The sequence below is a fragment of the Pseudomonas sp. genome, assembly GCF_033723075.1.
GTDB lineage: Bacteria > Pseudomonadota > Gammaproteobacteria > Pseudomonadales > Pseudomonadaceae > Aquipseudomonas.
Genome location: NZ_JAWVXU010000006.1, coordinates 90,168 through 113,824, shown reverse-complemented (window position 1 = coordinate 113,824; position 23,657 = coordinate 90,168). Strand labels below are relative to the sequence as shown.

General features: G+C 61.0%; 22 protein-coding genes. 16 read left to right on the top strand and 6 right to left on the bottom strand.

Annotation, left to right across the window (positions count from 1 at the left end; all coding sequences use genetic code 11):
* Window positions 1-14: 14 nt before the first annotated feature.
* Window positions 15-1,397 (bottom strand): cysteine--tRNA ligase, encoded by a 1,383-nt coding sequence (gene cysS, locus R3355_RS09330; RefSeq protein ID WP_318960957.1) that lies wholly within the window; start codon window positions 1,395-1,397, stop codon window positions 15-17.
* A gap of 62 nt (window positions 1,398-1,459) precedes the next feature.
* Complete coding sequence (locus R3355_RS09325) at window positions 1,460-3,124, bottom strand: glutamine--tRNA ligase/YqeY domain fusion protein (protein ID WP_318960956.1); 1,665 nt, start codon at window positions 3,122-3,124, stop codon at window positions 1,460-1,462.
* 188 nt (window positions 3,125-3,312) lie between these two features.
* Between R3355_RS09325 and R3355_RS09320 the strand changes: the two genes are divergently transcribed.
* Both R3355_RS09320 and lpxH read left to right on the top strand, forming a co-directional pair.
* Window positions 3,313-3,807: a peptidylprolyl isomerase gene (locus R3355_RS09320; RefSeq protein WP_318949986.1), complete on the top strand. Its 495-nt coding sequence runs from the start codon at window positions 3,313-3,315 to the stop codon at window positions 3,805-3,807.
* Window positions 3,804-4,526 carry a UDP-2,3-diacylglucosamine diphosphatase gene (gene lpxH / locus R3355_RS09315; RefSeq protein WP_318960955.1) on the top strand — a complete coding sequence of 241 codons (723 nt, stop codon included), beginning with the start codon at window positions 3,804-3,806 and terminating at the stop codon, window positions 4,524-4,526. The genes R3355_RS09320 and lpxH overlap by 4 nt, the downstream gene beginning before the upstream one ends.
* On the opposite strand, the gene R3355_RS09310 is transcribed toward lpxH, so the two are convergent.
* Window positions 4,523-5,422 (bottom strand): LysR substrate-binding domain-containing protein, encoded by a 900-nt coding sequence (locus R3355_RS09310; RefSeq protein WP_318960954.1) that lies wholly within the window; start codon window positions 5,420-5,422, stop codon window positions 4,523-4,525. The two genes, lpxH and R3355_RS09310, sit on opposite strands and share 4 nt — an antisense overlap.
* 126 nt (window positions 5,423-5,548) lie before the next feature.
* Here R3355_RS09310 and R3355_RS09305 point away from each other — a divergent pair, with 126 nt between their 5' ends.
* Window positions 5,549-6,781 (top strand): MFS transporter, encoded by a 1,233-nt coding sequence (locus R3355_RS09305; protein ID WP_318960953.1) that lies wholly within the window; start codon window positions 5,549-5,551, stop codon window positions 6,779-6,781.
* Window positions 6,782-6,796: 15 nt separating this feature from the next.
* Here the strand turns inward: R3355_RS09305 and R3355_RS09300 are convergent, their stop codons facing one another.
* A complete protein-coding gene (locus R3355_RS09300) occupies window positions 6,797-7,399 on the bottom strand; it encodes a tRNA-(ms[2]io[6]A)-hydroxylase (protein ID WP_318960952.1) in 603 nt (200 codons plus the stop codon).
* A 180-nt stretch (window positions 7,400-7,579) separates the two neighbouring features.
* On the opposite strand from R3355_RS09300, the gene R3355_RS09295 reads away from it, so the two are divergent.
* Complete coding sequence (locus R3355_RS09295) at window positions 7,580-8,443, top strand: universal stress protein (protein WP_318949995.1); 864 nt, start codon at window positions 7,580-7,582, stop codon at window positions 8,441-8,443.
* Window positions 8,444-8,513: 70 nt separating this feature from the next.
* Here the strand turns inward: R3355_RS09295 and R3355_RS09290 are convergent, their stop codons facing one another.
* Window positions 8,514-8,990, bottom strand: a complete 477-nt coding sequence (locus R3355_RS09290) for a DUF1289 domain-containing protein (protein ID WP_318949997.1) — start codon at window positions 8,988-8,990, stop codon at window positions 8,514-8,516.
* A gap of 550 nt (window positions 8,991-9,540) precedes the next feature.
* On the opposite strand from R3355_RS09290, the gene acnB reads away from it, so the two are divergent.
* The 6 genes from acnB to alaC all read left to right on the top strand — a co-directional run bounded on the left by acnB (window position 9,541) and on the right by alaC (window position 17,346).
* On the top strand, window positions 9,541-12,150 hold the full coding sequence (acnB, locus tag R3355_RS09285) for a bifunctional aconitate hydratase 2/2-methylisocitrate dehydratase (RefSeq protein WP_318961065.1): 2,610 nt from the start codon (window positions 9,541-9,543) through the stop codon (window positions 12,148-12,150).
* Window positions 12,151-12,285: 135 nt separating this feature from the next.
* Window positions 12,286-12,495 carry a YgdI/YgdR family lipoprotein gene (locus tag R3355_RS09280; protein WP_318949999.1) on the top strand — a complete coding sequence of 70 codons (210 nt, stop codon included), beginning with the start codon at window positions 12,286-12,288 and terminating at the stop codon, window positions 12,493-12,495.
* 213 nt (window positions 12,496-12,708) lie between these two features.
* A complete protein-coding gene (locus R3355_RS09275; RefSeq protein ID WP_318960951.1) occupies window positions 12,709-13,920 on the top strand; it encodes a CmpA/NrtA family ABC transporter substrate-binding protein in 1,212 nt (403 codons plus the stop codon).
* Window positions 13,921-13,940: 20 nt separating this feature from the next.
* The gene (locus tag R3355_RS09270; protein WP_318950002.1) at window positions 13,941-14,519 is read left to right on the top strand and encodes an ANTAR domain-containing response regulator; all 579 of its coding nucleotides are present in this window, start codon (window positions 13,941-13,943) and stop codon (window positions 14,517-14,519) included.
* A gap of 322 nt (window positions 14,520-14,841) precedes the next feature.
* Window positions 14,842-15,942, top strand: coding sequence for a polysaccharide lyase family 7 protein (locus R3355_RS09265; protein WP_318960950.1), 1,101 nt, complete (start codon window positions 14,842-14,844; stop codon window positions 15,940-15,942).
* Between the two features lie 159 nt (window positions 15,943-16,101).
* Window positions 16,102-17,346, top strand: coding sequence for an alanine transaminase (gene alaC / locus R3355_RS09260; protein WP_318960949.1), 1,245 nt, complete (start codon window positions 16,102-16,104; stop codon window positions 17,344-17,346).
* A 210-nt stretch (window positions 17,347-17,556) separates the two neighbouring features.
* On the opposite strand, the gene R3355_RS09255 is transcribed toward alaC, so the two are convergent.
* Window positions 17,557-17,943 (bottom strand): hypothetical protein, encoded by a 387-nt coding sequence (locus R3355_RS09255; protein ID WP_318960948.1) that lies wholly within the window; start codon window positions 17,941-17,943, stop codon window positions 17,557-17,559.
* Between the two features lie 206 nt (window positions 17,944-18,149).
* Between R3355_RS09255 and R3355_RS09250 the strand changes: the two genes are divergently transcribed.
* The 6 genes from R3355_RS09250 (at window position 18,150) to R3355_RS09225 (ending at window position 23,636) form a co-directional block, all read left to right on the top strand.
* Complete coding sequence (locus R3355_RS09250) at window positions 18,150-18,500, top strand: transcriptional regulator (RefSeq protein WP_318948948.1); 351 nt, start codon at window positions 18,150-18,152, stop codon at window positions 18,498-18,500.
* A 451-nt stretch (window positions 18,501-18,951) separates the two neighbouring features.
* Window positions 18,952-20,340, top strand: a complete 1,389-nt coding sequence (locus R3355_RS09245; protein WP_318960947.1) for a CmpA/NrtA family ABC transporter substrate-binding protein — start codon at window positions 18,952-18,954, stop codon at window positions 20,338-20,340.
* Between the two features lie 54 nt (window positions 20,341-20,394).
* The gene (locus tag R3355_RS09240) at window positions 20,395-21,387 is read left to right on the top strand and encodes an ABC transporter permease (protein WP_318948950.1); all 993 of its coding nucleotides are present in this window, start codon (window positions 20,395-20,397) and stop codon (window positions 21,385-21,387) included.
* Window positions 21,388-21,401: 14 nt separating this feature from the next.
* Window positions 21,402-22,196, top strand: a complete 795-nt coding sequence (locus tag R3355_RS09235; protein WP_318948951.1) for an ABC transporter ATP-binding protein — start codon at window positions 21,402-21,404, stop codon at window positions 22,194-22,196.
* A gap of 196 nt (window positions 22,197-22,392) precedes the next feature.
* Complete coding sequence (locus R3355_RS09230; RefSeq protein ID WP_318960946.1) at window positions 22,393-23,082, top strand: polysaccharide lyase family 7 protein; 690 nt, start codon at window positions 22,393-22,395, stop codon at window positions 23,080-23,082.
* Between the two features lie 110 nt (window positions 23,083-23,192).
* On the top strand, window positions 23,193-23,636 hold the full coding sequence (locus R3355_RS09225; protein WP_318960945.1) for a thioesterase family protein: 444 nt from the start codon (window positions 23,193-23,195) through the stop codon (window positions 23,634-23,636).
* The last annotated feature ends 21 nt before the right edge of the window (window positions 23,637-23,657 follow it).

Sequence of the window (23,657 nt, the reverse complement as noted above, 5' to 3'; positions counted from 1 at the left end):
AATTCACCCACCACTTATTCAGCCAAGCGCCAGCTGGTGCCGCCCTTGCCGTCTTCCAGCACTACGCCCATGGCACTGAGCTGGTCGCGGATGCGGTCGGACTCGCCCCAGTTCTTCTCGGTGCGGGCTTGCAGGCGCGCGGCAATCAGCGCCTCAACCTCGGCGGCATCGACCTTGCCTGCAGCACCGGCCTGGAGGAAAGCCTCGGGCTCGAGTTGCAGCACGCCGAGCACCCCGGCCAGTTCCTTCAAGCGTGCCGCCAGGCCGGCGGCGGCCTGCTGATCGCTCTCGCGCAGACGATTGATCTCGCGGGCCAGCTCGAACAATACGGCACAGGCTTCCGGCGAGTTGAAGTCGTCGTCCATGGCCGCGCCGAAACGCTCGGCAAAGGCTTCGCCACCGGCAGGTGCAGCCATGGGCAGGCCCTTGAGCGCATTGTAGAAACGTTCCAGGGCGCCCTTGGCTTCCTTGAGGCTGTCTTCCGAGTAGTTGATCGGGCTGCGGTAGTGGCTGGACACCAGCAGGTAGCGCACCACTTCCGGGTGGTACTTCTCCAGCACCTCGCGGATGGTGAAGAAGTTGCCCAATGACTTGGACATCTTCTCGCCGTCCACCCGTACCGCACCGGCGTGCATCCAGGCATTGGCGTAGAGCTTGCCAGTGGCCGCCTCGCTCTGGGCGATCTCGTTTTCGTGGTGGGGGAACACCAGATCCGGCCCGCCGCCATGGATGTCGAAGGTCTCGCCCAGGCAGCAGGTGGACATCACCGAACACTCGATATGCCAGCCCGGCCGGCCTGCGCCCCAGGGCGACGGCCAGCTCGGCTCGCCGGGCTTGACGCCCTTCCACAGGACGAAGTCCAGCGGATCCTGCTTGGCTTCGTCGACTTCGATGCGTGCACCGACTTTCAGGTCTTCGATCTTCTTGCGCGACAGCTTGCCATAGCCGACGAACTTGCCGACCCGGTAATACACGTCGCCATTGCCCGGTGCGTAGGCGAAGCCCTTGTCGATCAGGGTCTGGATCATCGCGTGCATGCCGGCGATGTGCTCGGTGGCACGCGGTTCCTGATCCGGGCGCAGCACGTTGAGGCGCGCCTCATCCTCGTGCATCGCGGCGATCATGCGCTCGACCAGGGCCTCGAACGGCTCGCCATTGTCATTGGCGCGCCTGATGATCTTGTCGTCGATGTCGGTGATATTGCGCACATAGGTGACCTCATAGCCGCGATGGCGCAGCCAGCGGGTCACCACATCGAACGCCACCATCACCCGCGCATGACCGATATGACAGAAGTCGTAAACCGTCATGCCGCACACGTACAGGCGCACCTGGTTGTCCAGCAGCGGCTTGAAGACGTCTTTGCTTTTGGTCAGCGTGTTGTAGATCGAGAGCATCGGGAATCCTTGGAAACCACGGGCCAGCGTACCGGCCCGGTTCTAATCAGAGCGTCTGGGCTTTAGGCCCAGGAGTCGCGCAGGGTCACAGTCCGGTTAAACACCGGGGCACCGGGCTTGCTGTCCTTGATGTCCGCGCAGAAGTAGCCTTCACGCTCGAACTGGAAGCGCTCCTCGGGCTGGGCCTGGGCCAGCGAAGGCTCGGCGCGACAGCCCTTGAGCACCACCAGCGACTCGGGATTGATGTTGTCGAGGAAGCTGCTGCCCTCCTCTGCCTTTTCCGGGGTCGGCGAGCGGAACAGGCGGTCGTACAGGCGCACTTCGCACTCGATGCTGGCGGCGGCCGGCACCCAATGGATCACGCCTTTGACCTTGCGTCCCTCGGGGTTCTTGCCCAGGGTATTTTCGTCGTAGCTGCAACGCAGTTCGACGATATTGCCGGCGGCGTCCTTGATCGCCTCCTCGGCGCGGATCACGTAGCTGCCACGCAAGCGGGCTTCGCCACCAGGGATCAGGCGCTTGAAACCGGCAGGCGGGACTTCTTCGAAGTCGCCGGCGTCGATATAGATCTCGCGGGCAAATGGCAGCTGGCGTACGCCCATGTCCTGCTTGGGATGGCGCGCCAGTTCGAGATTTTCTACCTGACCTTCGGGGTAATTGGTGATCACGACCTTCAAGGGCCGCAATACGCACATGGCCCGCGAAGCGGAAGCATCGAGGTCTTCGCGAATGGCGAATTCGAGCATGCCGATATCCACCAGGCCGCCGGCACGATTGACGCCGACCATATCGCAGAAGGTGCGGATCGAACCCGGGGTGTAGCCACGACGGCGGTAGCCACTGAGGGTCGACATGCGTGGATCGTCCCAACCCTGCACATGACCTTCATCGACCAACTGCTTGAGCCGGCGCTTGCTGGTGATGGTGTAGTTCAGGTTGAGACGGGCGAACTCGTACTGACGCGGCTTGGCCGGCACCGGCAGGTTGTCGAGAAACCAGTCGTAGAGCGGGCGATGATCCTCGAACTCCAGGGTGCAGATCGAGTGGGTAATGCCCTCGATGGCGTCCGACTGGCCATGGGTGAAGTCATAGCTCGGGTAGATGCACCACTTGTCGCCGGTCTGATGGTGATGGGCATGGCGAATGCGGTAGAGAATCGGGTCGCGCAGGTTCATGTTCGGCGATGCCATGTCGATCTTCGCGCGCAGGGCACGAGCACCATCGGCGAACTCACCGGCCTTCATGCGAGCGAACAGCTCGAGGTTCTCCTCCACCGAGCGCTCGCGGAACGGGCTGTTCTTGCCCGGTTCGGTCAGATTGCCGCGGTACTGGCGCGCCTCATCGGGCGACAGGTCACAGACGTAGGCCTTGCTGGCCTTGATCAGCTCGACGGCCCAGTCATGCAACTGGTCGAAGTAGTTGGAGGCGTAACGCTCCTCGCCGGCCCACTGGAAGCCCAGCCACTGCACGTCGCTCTTGATCGCGTCGATGTATTCCTGGTCCTCCTTGGCCGGGTTGGTGTCGTCGAAGCGCAGGTTGCACTCGCCACCAAACTCCTTGGCCAGACCGAAGTTCAGGCAGATCGACTTGGCATGGCCAATATGCAGGTAGCCGTTGGGCTCCGGCGGGAAACGGGTGATGATTTTCGTGTGCTTGCCGGCGTCCAGGTCGGACTGGACGATGGGACGAAGAAAGTTCGAAGCGGCGACAATCTCTGGCTTGCTCATGGGGTCCTTGATCATGCAGGTGCGCGGCGCAGGGTAGGCCGACTTATACAAAGCGCTTATCATAGCCGAAGCTGTCAACCCCCTGACAGGCCCATGAGCCCGTTCTCTGTCCACCGCACATCGCTACCACGGTGTCAGCAAAGGATAGTGAGCAGGCTTGTGGATTTCTCGACAGAGCGATTACCTACATGATCAAGCTGCACACCAACCACGGCGTCATCACCCTCAAGCTGTTCGAAGACAAAGCCCCGGAAACCGTGGCCAACTTCAAGCAATACGTGAAGGAAGGTCATTACGACGGCACCATATTCCACCGTGTAATCAGCAACTTCATGGTGCAAGGCGGCGGCTTCGAGCCAGGCATGAAGCAGAAAGCCACCCGCGCGACCATCAAGAACGAAGCCAACAATGGCGTGCTCAACAAGATCGGCACCGTGGCCATGGCCCGCACCATGGAGCCGCATTCGGCCTCCGCGCAGTTCTTCATCAACGTCGCCGACAACAGCTTCCTCAACCACAGCGCACCGACCGTGCAGGGCTGGGGCTATGCGGTATTCGGTGAAGTGGTCGAAGGCATGGACGTGGTCGACAAGATCAAGGGCGTAGCCACCACCATGAAATCCGGCCACCAGGACGTACCGGTCGACGATGTAATCATCGAGAAGGCCGAGATCGCCGAGTGATCCTGCTGATCTCCGACCTGCATCTTGAACAGGAGCGCCCGGACATCAGCCGGGCGTTTCTGCATTTTCTAGAGAGCCGCGCACGCGAAGCCGAGGCGCTGTATATCCTTGGCGACTTCTTCGAGGTGTGGATCGGCGACGACGCCATCAGCCCCTTCCAGCGCAGCATCGCCCAAGCCCTGCGCCGCCTCAGTGACAGTGGCACGCGCATCTACCTGATGCATGGCAATCGCGACTTCATGATTGGCCAGGCCTTTTGCCGCGAGGCTGGCTGCACCCTGCTTCGCGACCCCAGCCTGGTCGAACTCGGCGGAGAGAAAGTCCTGTTGATGCACGGTGACAGCCTCTGCACCCAGGATGAGGCCTACATGCGCCTGCGCCGCTGGCTACGCAACCCGCTGTCGCTGTTGATCCTGCGCAACCTGCCGCTGGCCACCCGCCGCAAGCTGGCGCGCAAACTGCGCAATGAAAGCCGCGCACAAACCCGCCTGAAAGCCAGCGACATTGTCGATGTCACTCCGACAGAAGTGCCGCGGATCATGGCCGTTCATGGCGTGCGCACGCTGATTCACGGCCATACCCACCGCCCCGCGGTACACCAACTGCAAGTGGCAGGTCAGCCGGCCCGGCGGATTGTCCTGGGTGACTGGGACAGCCAGGGCTGGGCCTTGCAAATCGACGAGCAAAACTGGCAGCTGACACCCTTCCCTCTCGGTTAATCAGTGCCGCCGCCGACTTGGCGCTGCAGCGGCGACTGCTGCTCATTGCCTCGGTATTGCGGGCTTGCCTGAATGGTCTGCGCCAGGCGTTGAGTCGCCTCGTTGACCTGATCGGCGACGAACAAGGTGATATTCGTGCCGGGCAGAGACGGCAGTCCTTCCTCGATTACGTGCAGACCTGGCTCCAGGGTCGAACGGGGAATGATGCCCACGCCGATCCCTGCCCGTACGGCCGCCAGGACGCCAGCCCGACTCTGGCTGGTGAAGGCAATCCGGTACGGGATTTGCGCGCTGGCCAGGGCCTTGCGCGCCGAATCACGGTGATAGCAGCCCTCGGCAAAGACCGCCAGCGGCAGCGGTTCGCGCCGGTGCGTCGAATGTGCCTCGTTGCACACCCAGACCAGCTCATCGCGAAACAGGCGCTGCCCGCCATCCGACAAGGCCGGCATCTCAACCAGGGCCAGGTCCAACTTGCCCTCGGCCACCAGCGACGCCAGGTAATCGGGCCGATGATCACAGACCACCTCCAGATTGGCCTCCGGGTAGCTCATCACGAATATTTCCAGCAGAGGCGCGAGGTTACGCGTGGCGTATTGGTCATGGGTACCAAGGCGCACCTGCCCGCCTACATCGGCGTGCCGGAAGGTGCCGAGGATGCGGTCATGCAGGTTAAGCAACTCCTGTGCGCAGGACTTCAGCTGCTCTCCAGCGGGGGTCAGCCTGACCCCGTACTGGCCGCGCTGTAGCAGTTCGGCCGCTACCAGCTCCTCCAGTCGTGTGAGCTGCATGCTGATGGTCGAGGGCGCGCGATGCAGGCGCAGGGCCGCGGTGGTCAGGTTCAGCGTCTCGGCGACCATGACGAAGGTACGCAGCAAGACAATTGGCAGGTCGCGCATGGCAGAATTCAACTTTATTGAAGGTCACGATCAATATTTATCGTTTTTGCGAATTCTGGCAAGTGGATATCTTAGTCGCATCCAGCCAGCCCCATGCGCCCCAGCGGCCATCACGGAGTTCGAATAATGCGAATGCCCACCACGTTCGGCATGAACCAGATCGTCAGCCACGGTTTCGGCATGTTCCTGTTCGCCGCCCTGATGCCGTTTATGCGCGAATCCATTGAAATCAGTGCCTGGCAGCTGGCGACCATCGGCGCCCTGACCCAATTGGCCTATCTCGGTGGCGCCATGCTCCTGGGCCTGCTCGGCCATCGCCTGGGCACCGGCCGCCTGGCCCTGATCACCGGCATCACCTCCAGCACCCTGCTGCTCACCATGTCGCAGCTGCGTGACCCCCTGCTGATCACGCTGGCCCTGACCTGCCTGGCCGCCAGCGCGGCAATCAGCTGGGGTTGCATCGTCGAGATCGTCAGCCGCTGCGCCCGCGCCGAGTCGCGCTCGACCTACCTGTCCTGCGCCTCCAGCGGCACGGCCTGGGGCTATGCGCTCAACGGCCTACTGATCCTGGTCGTGGTGCCGCTGCTTGGCTGGCAGGCCAGCTGGCAGTTCGCCGGGCTGTTCGGCCTGCTGGTCGTGGCCCTGACCTGGCATATGCTGCGCGACCTCAAGCCGGCGCCCATCAGTCCGACCGCCAGCGCCGGCCCGGTCGACTCGGTGATCCCAACTTCCCGGCTGTTCGCCACCATCATTGGCGAGCGCACCGCCCTGTTCGCCTGCCTCATCTGCCTGCTCGTCGGCTTCACCACCATGCCGTTTTCCTACTGGCTCAACAGCTACCTGGATGAACTCAGCCTGCCGGCGGCGCTGGGCGGCTACACCTGGGCGACGGTCGGCGGCACCGGCATGGTGGCCGGTTTCCTCACCGGCAAGTTGGCCGACCGCAAGGGCCATGGCACCGCGCTGATGGTTATCTTCAGCGGCTTCACCCTGGGCTTGCTGGCATTTGTCGCGGACCCGGGCAAGTTCGCCCTGGTCGCCGGCTTCGGCTATGGCCTGATGTACTTCCCGATGTGGGGCATCGTCGCCGGCTGGCTCAACCAGCACTACTCATCGACCGCGACCATGCAGATCAGCGGCATCTGCATGGTCACCTTCGGCCTGGGCGGCACCCTGGGCAACCTGCTGGCCGGCTATATCCGCGAAACCACCGGCTCGCTGCAGGACGTGTTCTTCGTGCTGACAGGCGCCTCCCTGCTGCTGCTGGCCCTGGCCATCGTCATCCTGCGCGGCGACCGCCAGGCAGCGCTGGCCGCGAAGCCGGCAGCCGCCTTGGCCTGCAGAGAACGGCAAGCATGAGGCTTGCCGGACGCCCTAAGCGGCCGCGCCGCTGTGAAAGCGGAATTCCTTGTCGGGCGTGAGGATCGCCTCGCGCTCGACCTCGGCGAAGTACGCCACTCGTTCATCGATAGGCCCTGCCGAATAGTCGCGCGCCATCTTCAGGTAACCCTGGTAATGCCGCGCCTCGGACTTGAGCAGCGAGCGATAGAACTGCCCCAGCTCCTCATCCAGATGCGGCGCCAGGCGAGCGAACCGCTCACAGGAGCGCGCTTCGATAAAAGCGCCGACGATCAAAGTATCGACCAGCTTGTGCGGCTCACTGCTGCGCATGTGCTTGTGCAGGCGCTGGGCATACAGGGCGGCACTGACCGGACGATAGGCGATCCCACGCTTCTTCATCAGCGCTGCGACCTGCTCGAAATGACGCAGTTCCTCACGGGCCAAACGCGACAAGTTGTGCTGCAAATCGGCCTTTTCGATATAGCGAAAAAGCAGGGTCAAAGCGGTTGACGCGGCCTTTTTCTCACAATTGGCGTGATCTATCAGCATCACGTCCTGATTCTGCAAGGCCTGGGCAATCCAGGCATCAGGCGTTGGGCACAACAGGAAGGCTTCAATTTCAGGTAACAGTTGCATAAGCTCACGAGATCCAATGGCAGCCTGGTCTGACGGGCTGGGCCGGCCATTATACGAATGAAGTGGCGCGCGACCAGCCGGTCAGTTGATACCGGTCAACAGCACAGTACTGTTGCCGCATCTATGCTGTATCTATAGTTAGGTGTTACGAGCCACAACCCACTTCGAACGGAGACGAGCATGCAAGCCATTCGCAACATTTTAGTGGTCATGGAGCCAGAACGACCCGAAGGCTTGGCACTCAAGCGGGCCAAATTGATCGCTGGTGTGACCCAATCGAACCTGCACTTGCTTGTCTGCGGCAAGAAACATGACCACTCGGCCTATCTCAGCGACCTGTGCGCCACGCTCGACAAAGAGGGTTACAGCACTTCCAGTCAGCAGGCCTGGCATGAAAACCTGCACCAGACCATCATCACCGTGCAGCAGGCTGAAGGCTGTGGCCTGGTGATCAAGCAGCACGTTACCGACAACCCATTGAAAAAAGCCCTGCTCACCCCGGACGATTGGAAACTGCTGCGCTATTGCCCAACCCCTGTGCTGATGGTGAAGACCGACAAACCCTGGGCCGGCGGCACCATACTCGCTGCGGTCGATGTCGGTAATGCCGACGGTGAGCACCGCACCCTGCACAACAGCATCGTCAACCACGGCTATGACATCGCCGCGCTGGCCAAGGCCAACCTGCATGTAATCAGCGCCCATCCTGCACCGATGCTGTCGGCCGCAGACCCGACCTTCCAGTTGAAAGAGACCATTGAGGCGCGCTATCGCGATCAGTGCAAAGCCTTCCAGGCCGAATACGACATTGCCGAGGAGCGCCTGCATATCGCCGAAGGCCCGGCCGATGTGCTGATTCCACAAATTGCCCATCAACTGAATGCCGCCGTGACCGTGATCGGCACAGTGGCTCGCACCGGCCTTTCCGGGGCACTGATCGGCAACACTGCCGAAGTGATCCTCGACGCGCTGGATTGCGACGTGCTGGTGCTCAAGCCCGATGACATCATCGCCCACCTGGAGGAACTGGTGGCTCAGCACTGAAGACCACTGGGTATAGGCAGATATGACAGGGCCACCGATTCAGGTGGCCTTGTTCTATCTGTGCTACGCATCACTCGCGCGGCCGCAGACCTTCCTGGAGGAATTTCGGCGCGATATAGCGTTCGTAATGCGCCTCGGAGAGCAGGAAAAATTCGCGGTCGATGGCGTCACGCAGCTCCGGCAGAGTCCAGTCGCGAAACTCGGGCAGCAACACCATGCCGTAGGCTTCCAGTTGATTGATCGCCCGAGCGCCACGGGCAATCAGCTGATACGCCCAGCAATAAGGCGACTGCTGCGGCACGAAACGAATCTTCCGCTGCTCCAACTGGCGGCGCAGGCGCAGGCCATCGAAGACCTCCAGCTTGGCCGTCATCACTTGCACCAACAGCACCTCGAGGCGCAGCCAGACTGCGTATTTTTCCTCGTCGTTATAGCCGTTCCAGTTGATCACTTCATGGTGAAAGCGCTTGCAGCCACGGCACACCAGGTCACCGTAGACAGTGGAGCAGAGGCCGACACATGGGGTTTTGATGCGCTGGTTGGACATGGCGAAGGTGGATACATGCTGACGGAAAGGCGGGCATGTTAGCCCTTTGTCTAAGTCAGTTCACCTCTGTCGACGGGGCGAATGAAAACTACCGCGCACCTGGCTGCGGCATGGATAAAAGGCCGGATAAGCGTCTTAACCGTATGGAAATCAGGGTTTTCGCCGACTTTCTCTGCATCTGCCCGTTGCAAACAGGATACTTTCCCGGTCGGCTCGCCGTGGGGCTTTAGCTTAACTTTATCGAAGCTTTCCAGTAGAATCGGCCCGCCTTTTATAGGCACCAATGTCCGTTGGAAGCTGTTTTCAAAGCGTCACGAGCACAGTAGATCCTGCAGGTACGATGTTGACGCAGGCCCTTGGAACGACTTTTCAAGTGTCTGCGCCAGCCCTCATCAAACCGTCCTGCCGGCGTAAAACTTTGAAAACAGCTTCTGCAAGAAACCTCTGAAACCTCGGCTGAGGGGCCCAAAAAGCCACGAAGCGCCTGGTTCAGGGTTTTCTGGATCGCGTCCCGGACAACCCTTTGGGACCACTGATGAGGGTAATAACTGTGCTTGAAGCCTATCGCATACACGTAGCAGAGCGTGCCGCTCAGGGTATCGTGCCCCAGCCGCTGAACGCCGAACAAACCGCAGGCCTGATCGAGCTGCTGAAGAACCCGCCGGTTGGCGAAGAAGCCTTTCTCCTCGACCTGATCACCAACCGCGTACCGCCAGGCGTGGACGAAGCCGCCTACGTCAAGGCCGGCTTCCTCTCTGCCATCGCCAAAGGCGAAGCCACTTCCCCGCTGATCGACAAGCAACACGCCGTCGAACTGCTCGGCACCATGCAGGGCGGCTACAACATCGCCACCCTGGTTGAGCTGCTCGACGACAGCGAACTGGCCGCTACTACTGCCGCCCAACTGAAGCACACCCTGCTGATGTTCGACGCTTTCCACGACGTCGCGGAAAAAGCCAAGAACGGCAATGCTCACGCCAAAGGCGTGCTGCAGTCCTGGGCCGATGGCGAGTGGTTCAAGAACCGCCCGACCCTGGCCGACAAGATCAGCCTGCGCGTGTTCAAGGTGACGGGTGAAACCAACACCGACGACCTTTCCCCTGCGCCTGATGCCTGGTCGCGCCCGGACATTCCGCTGCACGCCCTGGCCATGCTGAAGATGGCTCGCGATGGCATCGTGCCCGATGAGCAAGGCGTCACCGGCCCGATGAAGCAAATCGAAACCATGCGTGGCGAAGGCTTCCCTATCGCTTACGTGGGTGACGTGGTCGGTACCGGCTCCTCGCGCAAATCCGCCACCAACTCGGTGCTGTGGTTCTTCGGCGACGACGTACCAAACGTGCCGAACAAGCGCGCGGGCGGTTTCTGCTTCGGCAACAAGATCGCGCCGATCTTCTACAACACCATGGAAGACGCCGGCGCTCTGCCGATCGAATTCGACGTGTCGAACATGCACATGGGCGACGTGATCGACCTGTACCCGCATGCCGGTAAAGTCTGCAAGCATGGCAGCGACGAAGTCCTGACCCGCTTCGAGATGAAGACTCCGGTGCTGCTCGACGAAGTCCGTGCCGGCGGCCGTATCCCGCTGATCATCGGTCGCGGTCTGACCGAGAAAGCGCGGGCCGAACTGGGCCTGGGCCCAACCGATCTGTTCAAGTTGCCTGAGCCGCCTGCGGTCAGCACCAAGGGTTTCACCCTGGCGCAGAAGATGGTTGGCAAGGCCTGCGGCCTGGCGGAAGGTCAAGGCGTACGCCCTGGCACCTACTGCGAACCGAAGATGACCACCGTCGGCTCCCAGGACACCACTGGCCCGATGACTCGCGACGAGCTGAAAGACCTGGCGTGCCTGGGCTTCTCCGCCGACCTGGTCATGCAGTCGTTCTGCCACACCGCGGCCTACCCGAAGCCGATCGATGTGACCACCCACCACACCCTGCCGGATTTCATCCGCACCCGTGGTGGCGTGTCCCTGCGCCCAGGCGACGGCATCATCCACAGCTGGCTGAACCGCATGCTGCTGCCGGATACCGTCGGCACCGGTGGCGACTCGCACACCCGCTTCCCGATGGGCATCTCGTTCCCGGCCGGCTCCGGCCTGGTCGCGTTCGCTGCCGCCACCGGCGTCATGCCGCTGGACATGCCAGAGTCCATCCTGGTGCGCTTCAAGGGCAAACTGCAACCAGGCATCACCCTGCGTGACCTGGTCCATGCCATCCCTTACTACGCCATCCAGAAAGGCCTGCTGACGGTCGAGAAGAAAGGCAAGATCAACGCCTTCTCCGGCCGCATCCTCGAGATCGAAGGCCTGGACGAGCTGACTGTCGAGCAAGCCTTCGAGCTGTCCGACGCCTCCGCCGAGCGCTCCGCTGCCGGTTGCACCATCAAGCTGCCGGAAAAGGCCATCGCCGAGTACCTGCAATCGAACATCACCCTGCTGCGCTGGATGATCAGCGAAGGCTACGGCGATGCACGGACCATGGAGCGCCGCGCTCAGGCGATGGAAGCCTGGCTGGCCGATCCTAAGCTGATGACTGCCGACAAGGACGCCGAGTACGCCGAAATCATCGAAATCGATCTGGCCGATATCAACGAGCCGGTTCTCTGCGCCCCGAACGACCCGGACGACGCCCGTCTGCTGTCCAGCGTTCAAGGCGAAAAAATCGACGAAGTGTTCATCGGTTCGTGCATGACCAACATTGGTCACTTCCGCGCGGCTGGCAAGTTGCTGGAGAAAGTCGAAGGCTCCCTGCCTACTCGCCTGTGGCTCTCGCCGCCGACCAAGATGGACCAGCATCAGCTCACCGAAGAAGGCTACTACGGCATCTACGGCAAAGCCGGCGCCCGTCTGGAAATGCCAGGCTGCTCGCTGTGCATGGGTAACCAGGCACGCGTTGAACCGAACTCCACCGTGGTGTCGACCTCGACCCGTAACTTCCCCAACCGTCTGGGTGATGGTGCCAACGTCTACCTGGCTTCGGCCGAGTTGGCTGCGGTTGCGGCGATCACCGGCAAACTGCCGACCGTCGAGGAGTACATGGTCTACGCGAAGGAAATCGACACCATGGCAGCCGATGTCTATCGCTACCTGAGTTTCGACCAGATCGCCGAGTTCCGTGAAGCTGCAGCGAACGCCAACATCCCGGTCGTTCAAGCCTAGCGCTACAACGCGACAAGAAGAGCCCCGCCACCGTGCGGGGCTTTTTCTTGCCTGAAGCCCTTGCAGGTGAATGCCCGGCAGCTACCTTTTCAATAGGAATATCAGCGGACGCATTTACAGCATCAGGAGAAATTCATGAAAAACTGGCTTATCGCATCAGTGTGCGTTTTCGCCTTGGCGGGCTGCAGCAGCGAATACATCATCACCACCACCGATGGCCAGATGTTGACCAGCGACGGCAAGCCTCACATGGATAAAGATACCGGCATGATCGAGTTCACTGACAGCGAGGGCCGCAAACAGCAGATTCCGCAAGACAACGTCAAACAGATGCTTGAACGCTGAGTCAGGCCTCCCCCACCTCCCACGCCATTATCGCGATCGCGCCAACCATGGTTCCGCAAACCCTATCGCGTAGTGGCATACCACTTGCTTAGTTCCTGACAACAGAGCCCTTCCAACGGCGGAATCGGCTTAATAGACAATGGTGTCGCTCCAATCGCTGGGTCATTAAGCCATTGGTGCGGCACCTTTTTGTGTTGATCTGGGAAAAGCGCCATGAGCGAGCATAAAAACGGCCGTATCGATACACAGGCAGGGACTGCCGGCAGCGAGGCTCCGGAAAAGCGCGTACTGAACCTGGGCTTTATGGCCCTGACCGATGCCGCCTCGGTGATTGTCGCCGCCACCCAGGGCTTCGCAGAGAAGTATGGGCTAACCATCAACCTGCAGCGCCAGGCGTCCTGGGCCAGCCTGCGCGACAAGCTGCTCAGTGGCGAACTCGATGCCGCGCACAGCCTCTACGGCCTGATCTATGGGGTACAGCTTGGCCTTGGCGGTGCACCGGCCACCGACATGGCGGTGTTGATGGGTCTGAACCAGAACGGCCAGAGCATCAACCTGTCACATGCACTGCAGTTCGCCGGCGTGACCTCAAGCGATGCACTAAAATTGCGCGCGCACCAAAAAAGCGCAAGACTGAGCTTCGCCCAGACCCTGCCCACCGGCACTCACGCCATGTGGCTGTATTACTGGCTGGCCAGCCAGGGCATTCACCCGCTCAACGATGTCGACAGCGTGGTGGTGCCACCACCACAAATGGTCGCTCACCTCAAAGCCCGACGCATCGACGGTTTCTGCGCGGGTGAGCCCTGGTGCGCCCAGGCGGTCGATGAAAACCTCGGATTCACCCTGGCCACCACCCAGTCGATCTGGCCGGACCATCCGGAGAAGGTGCTCGGCTGCACCCGCGCATTCGTCGAGCACCACCCCAACAGCGCGCGCGCCTTGTTGATGGCTGTGCTGGAGGCCAGCCGCTTCATCGACGAGAGTGAAGAAAACAAGCGCAGCACAGCGCAATTGCTCAGCGGCAGTGACTATGTGGATGCACCACTGAGCGCCATCCAGCCGCGTTTCCTTGGCCAGTATCAGGATGGTCTTGGCCATGCGTGGCTGGACAGGCACCCGTTGCGCTTCCACGCTGACGGCGCAGTCAATATGCCCTACCTCTCAGACGGCATGTGGTTCATGACCCAGTTTCGCCGCTGGGGCCTGCTGCGCGAAGACCCCGACTACCTCGGCATCGCCCGTCAGGTACAACAGCTTGACCTCTACCGCCAAGCGGCGGAGGCTTTGAATATCAGGGTGCCGGCCGAACAACGCAGCGCGACGCTGCTCGATGGCAAGACCTGGGACGGCTCAGATCCGGCTGGCTATGCCCGCAGCTTTACCCTCCACGCCTTGGCCGACAGCGACGCTGTCGCCCTGTAACTGCCCGGAGAGCCACCCCCATGCTGCGTATCCTATTGATCAACGACACCCCGAAGAAGGTCGGTCGCCTGAAAGCCGCGCTAATCGAAGCCGGCTTCGAGGTGATAGACGAATCCGGGCTGACCATCGACCTGCCCGAACGGGTCGAGGCCGTGCGCCCCGACGTGATCCTGATCGACACCGACTCCCCCAGCCGCGATGTGATGGAGCAAGTGGTACTGGTCAGTCGCGATCAACCACGCCCGATCGTCATGTTCACCGACGAGCACGATCCAGATGTGATGCGCCAGGCCATTCATTCCGGGGTCAGTGCCTATATTGTCGAAGGCATCCATGCCCAGCGCCTGCAGCCGATACTCGATGTGGCCATCGCCCGCTTCGAAAGTGATCAGGCGCTGCGCGCCCAGCTGCAGGCCCGCGATGCGCAGCTAGCCGAGCGCAAGCGCATCGAGCTGGCCAAAGGCCTGCTGATGAAGATGAAAAGCTGCAACGAGGAAGAGGCCTACACCCTGATGCGTCGCCAAGCCATGAGCCGGCAGCAAAAACTGTCGCAAGTCGCCGAACAGATCATCGCCATGCACGACATGCTGGGTAATTGAGCCGTGGATGAACGCCGGACTGGACGCTTTATCCTGTTCGGCAGGATCGACCTCCGATCTCCGGCAAAAGAACTGCGCCGCTACGACGCGCACTTTCCTGTGCATCGGTGTCGCGTGGCTGCTGCCAAGCGACACTCCCCCAGCACAACGCACACACATTTATTCGGCTACCCGCGAACCTTTCCGGCACACGCCGGTCACTGTGCTGGTAGCTCACCGATGCGCCTAGCATCGGCAACGGCAAGCTGTGACCCCACACGACATCGCAAGGTCGCGATAAGAGCTGCTCAACCTCAGCCATACGAATCAGGACGATCCCGTAATGCTTAAAAACGCAGTTACCCGCAGCTTATTGCTGCCATCCGCTTTAATCGGCCTGTTTAGCGGTCAAGTTCTTGCCGAACTGAATCCCGACCTACCACCCGGTGGCAACTTCGCCCTGGGAAACTGGAACATCACCATTCCAGTGGATGCCAGCAACGGCGTAACGGGCAAACCACTGACTATTCTGCCTTCAGCCCTGAGTGGGCCCAACGGCTACACCAACCCACCATCGCTTTATACCGACACGGACGGCGCGATGACCATGTGGGCCCCCCTCAACGGCGCGACCAGCGGCGGGTCCAAACATCCGCGCTCGGAATTGCGCGAAATGATCGATCCGTCCAGTAATTACATCAACTGGGACAGCAGCGGTACCGCGCTACTCGATGCGCAGCTTCGCGTGATGCAGGTGCCGAGCAAGGACGGCATGGTGATTGTTGGCCAGGTTCACGGCCACGGCTCGGCACCACTGGTACTGGTGTATTACATATACAACGCGAAGACCCAGACCGGCGTGGTCATGGCCAAGCTGCAAGGTACGCCGATTCAGGGCCCGCCGTTCTGGCAACATCAGGTTGCAAGCAGCATCAAGCTGGGCCAGACCTTTACCTACCAGATCCGCGTCGAGCGCCAGAGCGGCAGCCTGGCGGTGGCATCGGTGTCGGTGAACAACGGCACGCCGGCCACTATGGTCATGGACCCGTCCTGGGATAGCGAAACCTTCTACTTCAAGGCTGGCGCTTACCTGCACACCTACGGCACCAGCAGCACCGAAGGTGCCTTGGTGAAGTTTTACCGTCTGGCCACCAGCCACCCGGGAAATGGCCTGCAAATCTCCAGCAACGCCGCATTGCCCAACGCCAAAGTCGGCAGCGTCTATGCCACTCAGCTGCAATTTCGCGGCGGCACCGGCGGTGGCAGTTGGTCGCTGGTCAGCGGCTTTCCACCCCAGGGCTTGCTGCTTGAGCGCAACGGCACCATCAGCGGCACACCGGTCGCGAGCGTGGGCACTAATCGAGCCAATGACTTCATGGTGCGGGTGACCGACGCCAACGGCAGCACCTATTCGAAGAAGCTCTCTATCCTGGTCAAGCCTTAGTCGCCACCTCTGTCGTTGATCGCGGCGACGAAGGATCCACACGGATTTTTCGCCGCCCGCTCGACAGGCCGAGGCGCCGCGTATTATCGTCGCCACCTGGCCAGCGCACTGGCCAACGTCGCTCGGACGGTTCCGGGCGCTTACGTTTCCGAGGAAAGCATGGCTGACCAAGCTCCGCGCCGCTTTGCGCGCATCGATCGACTCCCGCCTTACGTATTCAACATCACCACCGAACTGAAGATGGCTGCCCGGCGCCGTGGCGAGGACATCATTGACTTCAGCATGGGCAATCCCGACGGGCCAACACCGCCGCATATCGTCGAGAAGCTGGTGCAGGTCGCCCAACGCGAAGACACCCATGGCTACTCCACCTCCCGTGGCATCCCGCGTCTGCGCCGCGCTATATCGCACTGGTACCAGGATCGCTACCAGGTCGAGATCGACCCGGAAAGCGAAGCCATCGTCACCATTGGCTCCAAAGAAGGCCTGGCACACCTGATGCTCGCCACCCTGGACCATGGCGACACCGTGCTGGTGCCCAACCCCAGCTACCCGATCCATATCTACGGCGCAGTGATTGCCGGCGCCCAGGTGCGCTCGGTACCGCTGATCCCCGGCGTGGACTTCTTCGCCGAGCTGGAGCGGGCCATTCGCGAGTCGATTCCCAAGCCGAAAATGATGATCCTCGGTTTCCCTTCCAACCCCACTGCCCAGTGCGTGGAGCTAGACTTCTTCGAGCGCGTGGTGGCCCTGGCCAAGCAGTACGACGTGCTGGTGATCCACGACCTGGCCTACGCCGACATCGTCTATGACGGCTGGAAAGCGCCCTCGATCATGCAGGTGCCGGGGGCCAAGGACATTGCCGTGGAGTTCTTCACCCTGTCCAAGAGCTACAACATGGCCGGCTGGCGCATCGGCTTCATGGTCGGCAACAAGGAGCTGGTCAACGCCCTGGCACGGATCAAGAGCTACCACGACTACGGCACCTTCACCCCGCTGCAAGTCGCCGCCATCGCCGCGCTGGAGGGCGATCAGCAGTGCGTGCGCGATATCGCCGAACAGTACCGCCAGCGCCGCAATGTGCTGGTCAAAGGGTTGCATGAGATCGGCTGGATGGTGGTGAACCCGAAAGCCTCGATGTACGTCTGGGCGAAGATTCCCGAAGCCTACGCAGGACTTGGCTCACTGGAGTTCGCCAAGAAACTGCTGCTGGATGCCAAGGTCTGCGTCTCACCCGGCATAGGCTTCGGCGATTATGGCGATGACCATGTGCGCTTTGCCCTGATCGAGAACCAGGATCGCATTCGCCAAGCCGTACGCGGGATAAAGGCGATGTTCCGGGCCGATGGCTTGATTCATGGGCCAGTGCCGAGCAAGCCGCGCAAAACGCCCAGCAATAGCTAAGCAATACCGCACTGCTGTTTGCTTAAGCCGTTGACCGGATACTTTTGCTTTTCGATTCTACGGCGAAGCCCAAGGAAAACGCCGCTTTCCAGTTTCGGGGTAAGCGGCGTTTTTCCTTAAGCGCACAGAATTGAAGCAATAGGCCGCTTTGCTGCAGCGCCCGCGAAACGAGCTGCTGCAGCCGTAGCGTCTGGCCTCCCCGCTTGCGCATCAGCCAGAATAATCCAGCACCGTCCACACTCGCGTCAGTCCATCGCCAATCACGCAGTCGGCGTCGCCAAGCTGCTGATTGTTGTGCAGCGACATCAGGGTGGTGGCGCCGTCCGCGGCATCGATGCGCTCAGTCAGCCATTGCACCCGCCCGCAATTGGCCGTTTCGATCACATAACTGGCGGCGACTGCAGCATGCTGGCGCTTGATCACATCCACCACGGTGCCGCGCTCCTCCATCCGCTTGCCATCCGAGACCAGCACCGCCCAGGCCTGGCTGTTTTCAATCACCAGATAAGAGCCATTGGCCTTGGGTTGCTCGACCTGCGGCTGGGCACAGCCTGCCAGCAGCCCCGACAACACGATTGTCATCAGCATCTGTTGCATTACTAGTCGCTCCTCTGCAGTCCCGACAGCCAGTGGCTGCGCAAGCAGCTGGCAAGGGTGATCGACACCTGGATGGGTCTTGGCTTTACTATTGCCGAATACTGTTTATTTGTACAGTATTTTCAGCTAGCCTTCTCTCACCATATCGTCAGGTCTGCGAGGCAGCGACACCTGGCCAATCCACAGCGTCAATCGGGAGCACAACGATGCTGGACGTCTTGCAACTGAAACACAGCGTAAACCGGATGCCACTGGAAAAAGTCCGTGCCACAGTCGCCGAACTGCACCTGGAGGGCATTGTCACCGAGGGCCGAACGCCTTTCACCCGCGTGCACTTCAATACCTGCTTCGCCGAAATCGAAGCCCTGTTGCAACGCGCCGGCTATCACAGACAGCTGGATGTGGTGGGCTACCAGGGGCTGGCCTACGCCATGTTCGACCCGGTGCGCTGGGAGGCCGTTGACGTGCTCAAGTGGCTGAAGGAATTTGTCGAGGAGGCGCAGGCGCAACCTGTATCCCGTCCTCGGAGCCAGGATAGTTGTCGCCGGATCGGATGAACTGTTCAAGCTGTTGTTGTTCGCCGGCCCCATCAACGTCCGAGTGAAAGCCGAACCAAAAGCGCTCAAGGCACCTGGAGCATGCACACCAATGGCTCAAAAGCCGCTAAGCGCTGGGGGACCGGCTCGTCGATATCGCGGCCTTCGCGCCGACGATAAAACGATATAAAGGATTAGATATATATCTTATCCACATGATTTATATCATATATTTTTACCATTCTAGATTCACTCGAGCTACCGAAAAGGCATACGTCAAACCTGCAACGTCGATCGCCCAGCAAACCTGGCAAGCCCTTTGCTTATATCACCTCAAGACACCAACACACGTCTTCGGATCGCCAACGGCGGTGATCGGGACGAATTGACAAAGACGTCAACGACACTCGGCCAACTACTGGCAGGGCTGTCCGCGACGTCTTTTTTCGTTTCTGGGACTTGAGGAACCATTATGCGTAACTCCACCACTCGCCGTTCGCTACTGAAAAAAACCCTGACTGGCCTCGGCTGTGCCGCGGTCATGCTGCTGTCACCACTGAGCCTGCAGATCGCCCTCGCCGCCGAGGCGGAGAAGGACGAGCTGAAATTCGGCTTTATCAAGCTGACCGATATGGCGCCGCTGGCCATCGCCTATGAAAAGGGCTTCTTCGAGGATGAAGGCCTCTACGTCACCCTGGAAGCCCAGGCCAACTGGAAGGTGCTGCTGGATCGGGTGATCGACGGCGAACTGGACGGGGCGCACATGCTCTCCGGCCAGCCGATCGGCGCCACCATTGGTTTCGGCACCAAGGCCGATGTGGTCACCGCCTTCACCATGGACCTCAACGGTAACGCCATCACCGTCTCCAATGCGGTCTGGGAGGAGATGAAGAAACATGTGCCCATGGCCGATGGCAAGCCGGTCCACCCGATCAAGGCCGATGCCCTGAAACCGGTGATCGACAAGGTCAACGCCGGCGGCAAGTCTTTCAACCTGGGCATGGTATTCCCGGTTTCAACCCATAACTACGAGCTGCGTTACTGGCTCGCCGCGGGCGGCATCCACCCTGGCTACTACGCCCCGCACAAGGGCGACATCAGCGGCCAGATCGACGCCAAGGCACTGCTCTCGGTAACCCCGCCACCACAGATGCCGGCCACCATGGAGGCCGGCACCATTCACGGCTACAGCGTCGGCGAGCCGTGGAACCAGGCCGCCGTGTTCAAGGGCATCGGCGTACCTGTGGTCGCCGACTACGCCATCCGCAAAAACATGTCGGAGAAAGTCTTCGGCGTCTCCAAGAGCTGGGCCGACGCCAACCCGGAAACCCATAAGCGCGTAGTCAAGGCGCTGATTCGTGCCGGCCAGTGGCTGGACGCAGACAACAACGCCAACCGCAAGGAAGCCGTGGAAATCCTCTCCCGCCCCGAGTACGTCGGCGCCGACGCCGAGGTGATCGCCAACTCGATGACCGGCACCTTCGAGTTCGAGAAGGGCGACAAGCGCGAGATTCCGGACTTCAACGTGTTCTTCCGCTACCACGCCACCTACCCCTACTACTCCGACGCCGTGTGGTACCTGACGCAAATGCGCCGCTGGGGCCAGATCGCCGACGCCAAGCCGGACAGCTGGTACCTGGAGATGGCCAAGAAGGTCTATCTGCCGGCGATCTACCGCGAGGCAGCCGCCGAACTGGTGGCAGAAGGCAAGTTCGCGGCCAGCGACTTCCCGCCGGCAGCTGACGATGGCTTCCGTGCACCGCTGATCGACACCATCGACGGCGTGCCTTACGACGGTCGCACGCCCAATGCCTATCTCGAGCAGTTCGAGATCGGTCTGAAGGGCGACACCAAGATCTAATAGGCACTCCCGGAGCCGGTACGCCGGCTCCCTTCTAACAAAGAGGACAGGACGATGAGCAATCCGAGCGTCGCCACCCCGATAACCGAAACACTGAAAACGGCTCGTACCAGTGCGCTCCTCAAGCGCTGGGCTCCGCCCTTGATCCTGCCACTGCTCGGCATTATCGGCTTCCTGTTGTGCTGGCAGCTGGTGGCCAACAACATTCAGACCAGCCTCGGCCAGTTCCCGGGCCCGGTGCAGGTTTCCGAACAATTCTCCGGACTGGTCAGCGCCCACCTCAGGGAGGGCGAAAAGGCCCGGCGCTTCTACGAGCGTCAGGACACGCGCAACGCCGCCTTGCTGGTGAAAAACCCGGCCGCCGAAGTGAAGGTGCGTCCCTATACAGGCAAACCAACCTTCGTACAGCAGATTTTTACCAGCCTCTACACCGTCATGGCCGGCTTTGCCATCGCCTCGCTGATCGCCATTCCGCTGGGTATCGTCTGCGGCCTGAGCAAGACCATCTACACCGCCATCAACCCCTTGATCCAGGTGTTCAAACCGGTCTCCCCGTTGGCCTGGCTGCCCCTGGTGACCATGCTGGTCAGCGCCCTGTATGTCAGCGACGATCCGCTGTTCGCCAAGTCCTTCCTCACCTCGGCCATCACCGTGGCGCTGTGCTGTCTGTGGCCGACGGTGATCAACACCACGGTGGGCGTGGCCAGCATCGAGCAGGATCTGAACAACGTCAGCAAGGTGCTGAGCCTGTCGCCCCTGTCGCATGTCCGCCGCATCGTCCTGCCCGCCGCCGTGCCCATGATCTTCACCGGCCTGCGCATGTCGCTCGGCACCGGCTGGATGGTGCTGATCGCCGCCGAGATGCTGGCGCAGAACCCGGGCCTGGGTAAATTCATCTGGGACGAGTTCCAGAACGGCAGCTCCAACTCCCTCGGTCGGATCATGGTGGCGGTGATCGTCATCGGCCTGATCGGCTTCGCTCTCGACCGTCTCATGCTCCTGCTGCAACGCCAGTTCAGCTGGGACAAGAATGCTGTACTGCGCTAATCAGGAGCCTTTCCATGAGCCATTCACACCTCGAACTCAGCGGCGTCGGCATCGACTTCCCCACCGACAAGGGCCTGTACCGCGCGCTGCAGAACGTCAACCTGCGCATCGACAAGGGCGAGTTCGTATCCTTGATCGGCCACTCCGGGTGCGGCAAATCCACCGTACTGAACATCGTCGCCGGCCTGTACCAGGCCACCACCGGCGGGGTCATCCTCGATGGCCGTGAGGTCGACGAACCCGGCCCCGAGCGCGCCGTGGTGTTCCAGAACCACAGCCTGCTGCCCTGGCTAAGCTGCTACCAGAACGTCGAACTGGCGGTGCGCCAGGTGTTCCGCGGCAGCAAATCGCGCGGCGAAATGCGCGACTGGATCGAGCACAACCTGGAACTGGTGCACATGATGCACGCAAAGGACAAGCGCCCCAGCGAGATATCCGGCGGCATGAAGCAGCGCATCGGCATCGCCCGTGCCCTGGCTATGCAGCCCAAGGTGTTGCTGATGGACGAACCCTTTGGCGCCCTGGATGCCCTGACCCGCGCCCACCTGCAGGACTCGCTGATGGAGATCCACGCCGAACTGGGCAACACCGTGATCATGATCACCCACGATGTCGACGAGGCCGTGCTGCTGTCCGACCGTATCGTCATGATGAGCAACGGCCCGGCGGCCAGTGTCGGCGAGATCCTTCACATAGAACTGCAGCGCCCGCGCGATCGCATCGCCTTGGCCCATAACGCGCGTTATCACGAATACCGCGCCGCCGTCCTGGAGTTCCTCTACCAGAAACAGCAGCGGCCAGCGGCTTGAGCGGTGCCCCTATAAGCCTGCTACAACCCGCGTTCCAGGTCGCGGGTTGCAGCGGGCTTGCCTGCTCCAGGCTGCGCTAAAGGCTGCTAAATCCCGACAGCCGGGTGGAGAGATTGCCGATCCGATTGAACTTACTGCGCTGGTGGCCACCGAAGCCAAGCCCTTTTCAGACTTTCAAGACCATTAAGGATCAGTCGTGCTTGACCTCACCACCTGGAACCTCTCGGTTCCCACCGACCCATCCCCCACTACCATCGAAACCCCGCGCCTGAACAATGGCTATGAAAGCCAATACTTCCGCCGCAATAACGACGGCAGTGTCACCTTCTGGGTACCCGTCACGGGATCGCACACCGCAGACGCCCGCTACCCGCGCAGCGAGCTGCGCGAAACCCAGGCCGACGGCACCCTGAGCAACTGGTACCACGCCAGTTCCGACAGCTATTTGAATGCGGTGCTGACGATCAACCAGGTGCCGAGCAAGAACAAGGTCGTCATCGGCCAGATCCACAGCAAGGACGAACCCGGCAGCGACAATGACCCGCTGGCCAAACTGCAATACCACTACTTGCGCGGTGTTGGTCGGCTTGAGCTGTTGCTGCGCAAACGCCCGGGCGATGATGACGTAAAGAACATCCTGCTGACCGAGAACATCCAGCTAAACGAGCGCTTCAGCTATGAACTGCGCATCACACCAAGCGGCAAACTGGGGGTCAGCGTCATCAGCAGTGACGGCGACAACGGCTCGCTTTATCAGCAATTGAGCGGGTACTGGAGCAAACAACAGTTGTACTTCAAGGCCGGCGCCTATATTCAGGACAATTACGGCCCATCCAATGAAGGCGGGCGGGTGACCTTCTATCACTTGAACTCCCTGCACCGCTGAGGGCGAACGGGTCGCCAGGGCGGTGCATCATTCACCGGGCCGATAGGGTGAAATCGACAAAAGCCCACGTACAATTGCGCCGCCCTATCCCGCCTGCACGAGAGCTGCCCATGGCCCGTCTGAAACTTGAGTTCCCCGAAGACCAATACTGCTACAGCACCCACCTGACCGTCCGCGTGACCGACATCAACGCGTCCAACCACCTGGGCAACGACTCGATGATCTCGATGATTTCCGAGGCACGGGCACGCTTCCTGTTCGAATTCGGCATTCACGAAACCCGCGGAGATGGCACAGGCATCATCGTCACCGACCTCGCCACCACCTACCGCACGGAAGCGCATGCGCGCGATCAATTGCTGTTCGAGGTCGGCGTGATGGACTTCAACAAATACGGTGGCGACATCAGCTTCCGCATCAGCCGCCCGGCCGATGGCAGCCTGGTGGCGATGGCCAAGTCGGGCTTCGTGTTCTTCAACTACAGAACCGGCCAGGTAGTGGCGATGCCCGAGTCGTTCAGCGTCCTGTTTCCCGCAGTCAACTGGCTCGAGTAAGCGCCGGACGACACGCCTGGC

Excerpts from the sequence above, each read along its gene's own strand:
- cysS (WP_318960957.1), bottom strand. The coding sequence starts at position 1,397 with ATGCTCTCGATCTACAACACGCTGACCAAAAGCAAAGACGTCTTCAAG.
- R3355_RS09325 (WP_318960956.1), bottom strand. The coding sequence starts at position 3,124 with ATGAGCAAGCCAGAGATTGTCGCCGCTTCGAACTTTCTTCGTCCCATC.
- R3355_RS09320 (WP_318949986.1), top strand. The coding sequence starts at position 3,313 with ATGATCAAGCTGCACACCAACCACGGCGTCATCACCCTCAAGCTGTTC.
- R3355_RS09310 (WP_318960954.1), bottom strand. The coding sequence starts at position 5,422 with ATGCGCGACCTGCCAATTGTCTTGCTGCGTACCTTCGTCATGGTCGCC.
- R3355_RS09305 (WP_318960953.1), top strand. The coding sequence starts at position 5,549 with ATGCGAATGCCCACCACGTTCGGCATGAACCAGATCGTCAGCCACGGT.
- R3355_RS09300 (WP_318960952.1), bottom strand. The coding sequence starts at position 7,399 with ATGCAACTGTTACCTGAAATTGAAGCCTTCCTGTTGTGCCCAACGCCT.
- R3355_RS09295 (WP_318949995.1), top strand. The coding sequence starts at position 7,580 with ATGCAAGCCATTCGCAACATTTTAGTGGTCATGGAGCCAGAACGACCC.
- R3355_RS09290 (WP_318949997.1), bottom strand. The coding sequence starts at position 8,990 with ATGTCCAACCAGCGCATCAAAACCCCATGTGTCGGCCTCTGCTCCACT.
- R3355_RS09280 (WP_318949999.1), top strand. The coding sequence starts at position 12,286 with ATGAAAAACTGGCTTATCGCATCAGTGTGCGTTTTCGCCTTGGCGGGC.
- R3355_RS09275 (WP_318960951.1), top strand. The coding sequence starts at position 12,709 with ATGAGCGAGCATAAAAACGGCCGTATCGATACACAGGCAGGGACTGCC.
- R3355_RS09270 (WP_318950002.1), top strand. The coding sequence starts at position 13,941 with ATGCTGCGTATCCTATTGATCAACGACACCCCGAAGAAGGTCGGTCGC.
- R3355_RS09265 (WP_318960950.1), top strand. The coding sequence starts at position 14,842 with ATGCTTAAAAACGCAGTTACCCGCAGCTTATTGCTGCCATCCGCTTTA.
- alaC (WP_318960949.1), top strand. The coding sequence starts at position 16,102 with ATGGCTGACCAAGCTCCGCGCCGCTTTGCGCGCATCGATCGACTCCCG.
- R3355_RS09255 (WP_318960948.1), bottom strand. The coding sequence starts at position 17,943 with ATGCAACAGATGCTGATGACAATCGTGTTGTCGGGGCTGCTGGCAGGC.
- R3355_RS09250 (WP_318948948.1), top strand. The coding sequence starts at position 18,150 with ATGCTGGACGTCTTGCAACTGAAACACAGCGTAAACCGGATGCCACTG.
- R3355_RS09245 (WP_318960947.1), top strand. The coding sequence starts at position 18,952 with ATGCGTAACTCCACCACTCGCCGTTCGCTACTGAAAAAAACCCTGACT.
- R3355_RS09240 (WP_318948950.1), top strand. The coding sequence starts at position 20,395 with ATGAGCAATCCGAGCGTCGCCACCCCGATAACCGAAACACTGAAAACG.
- R3355_RS09235 (WP_318948951.1), top strand. The coding sequence starts at position 21,402 with ATGAGCCATTCACACCTCGAACTCAGCGGCGTCGGCATCGACTTCCCC.
- R3355_RS09225 (WP_318960945.1), top strand. The coding sequence starts at position 23,193 with ATGGCCCGTCTGAAACTTGAGTTCCCCGAAGACCAATACTGCTACAGC.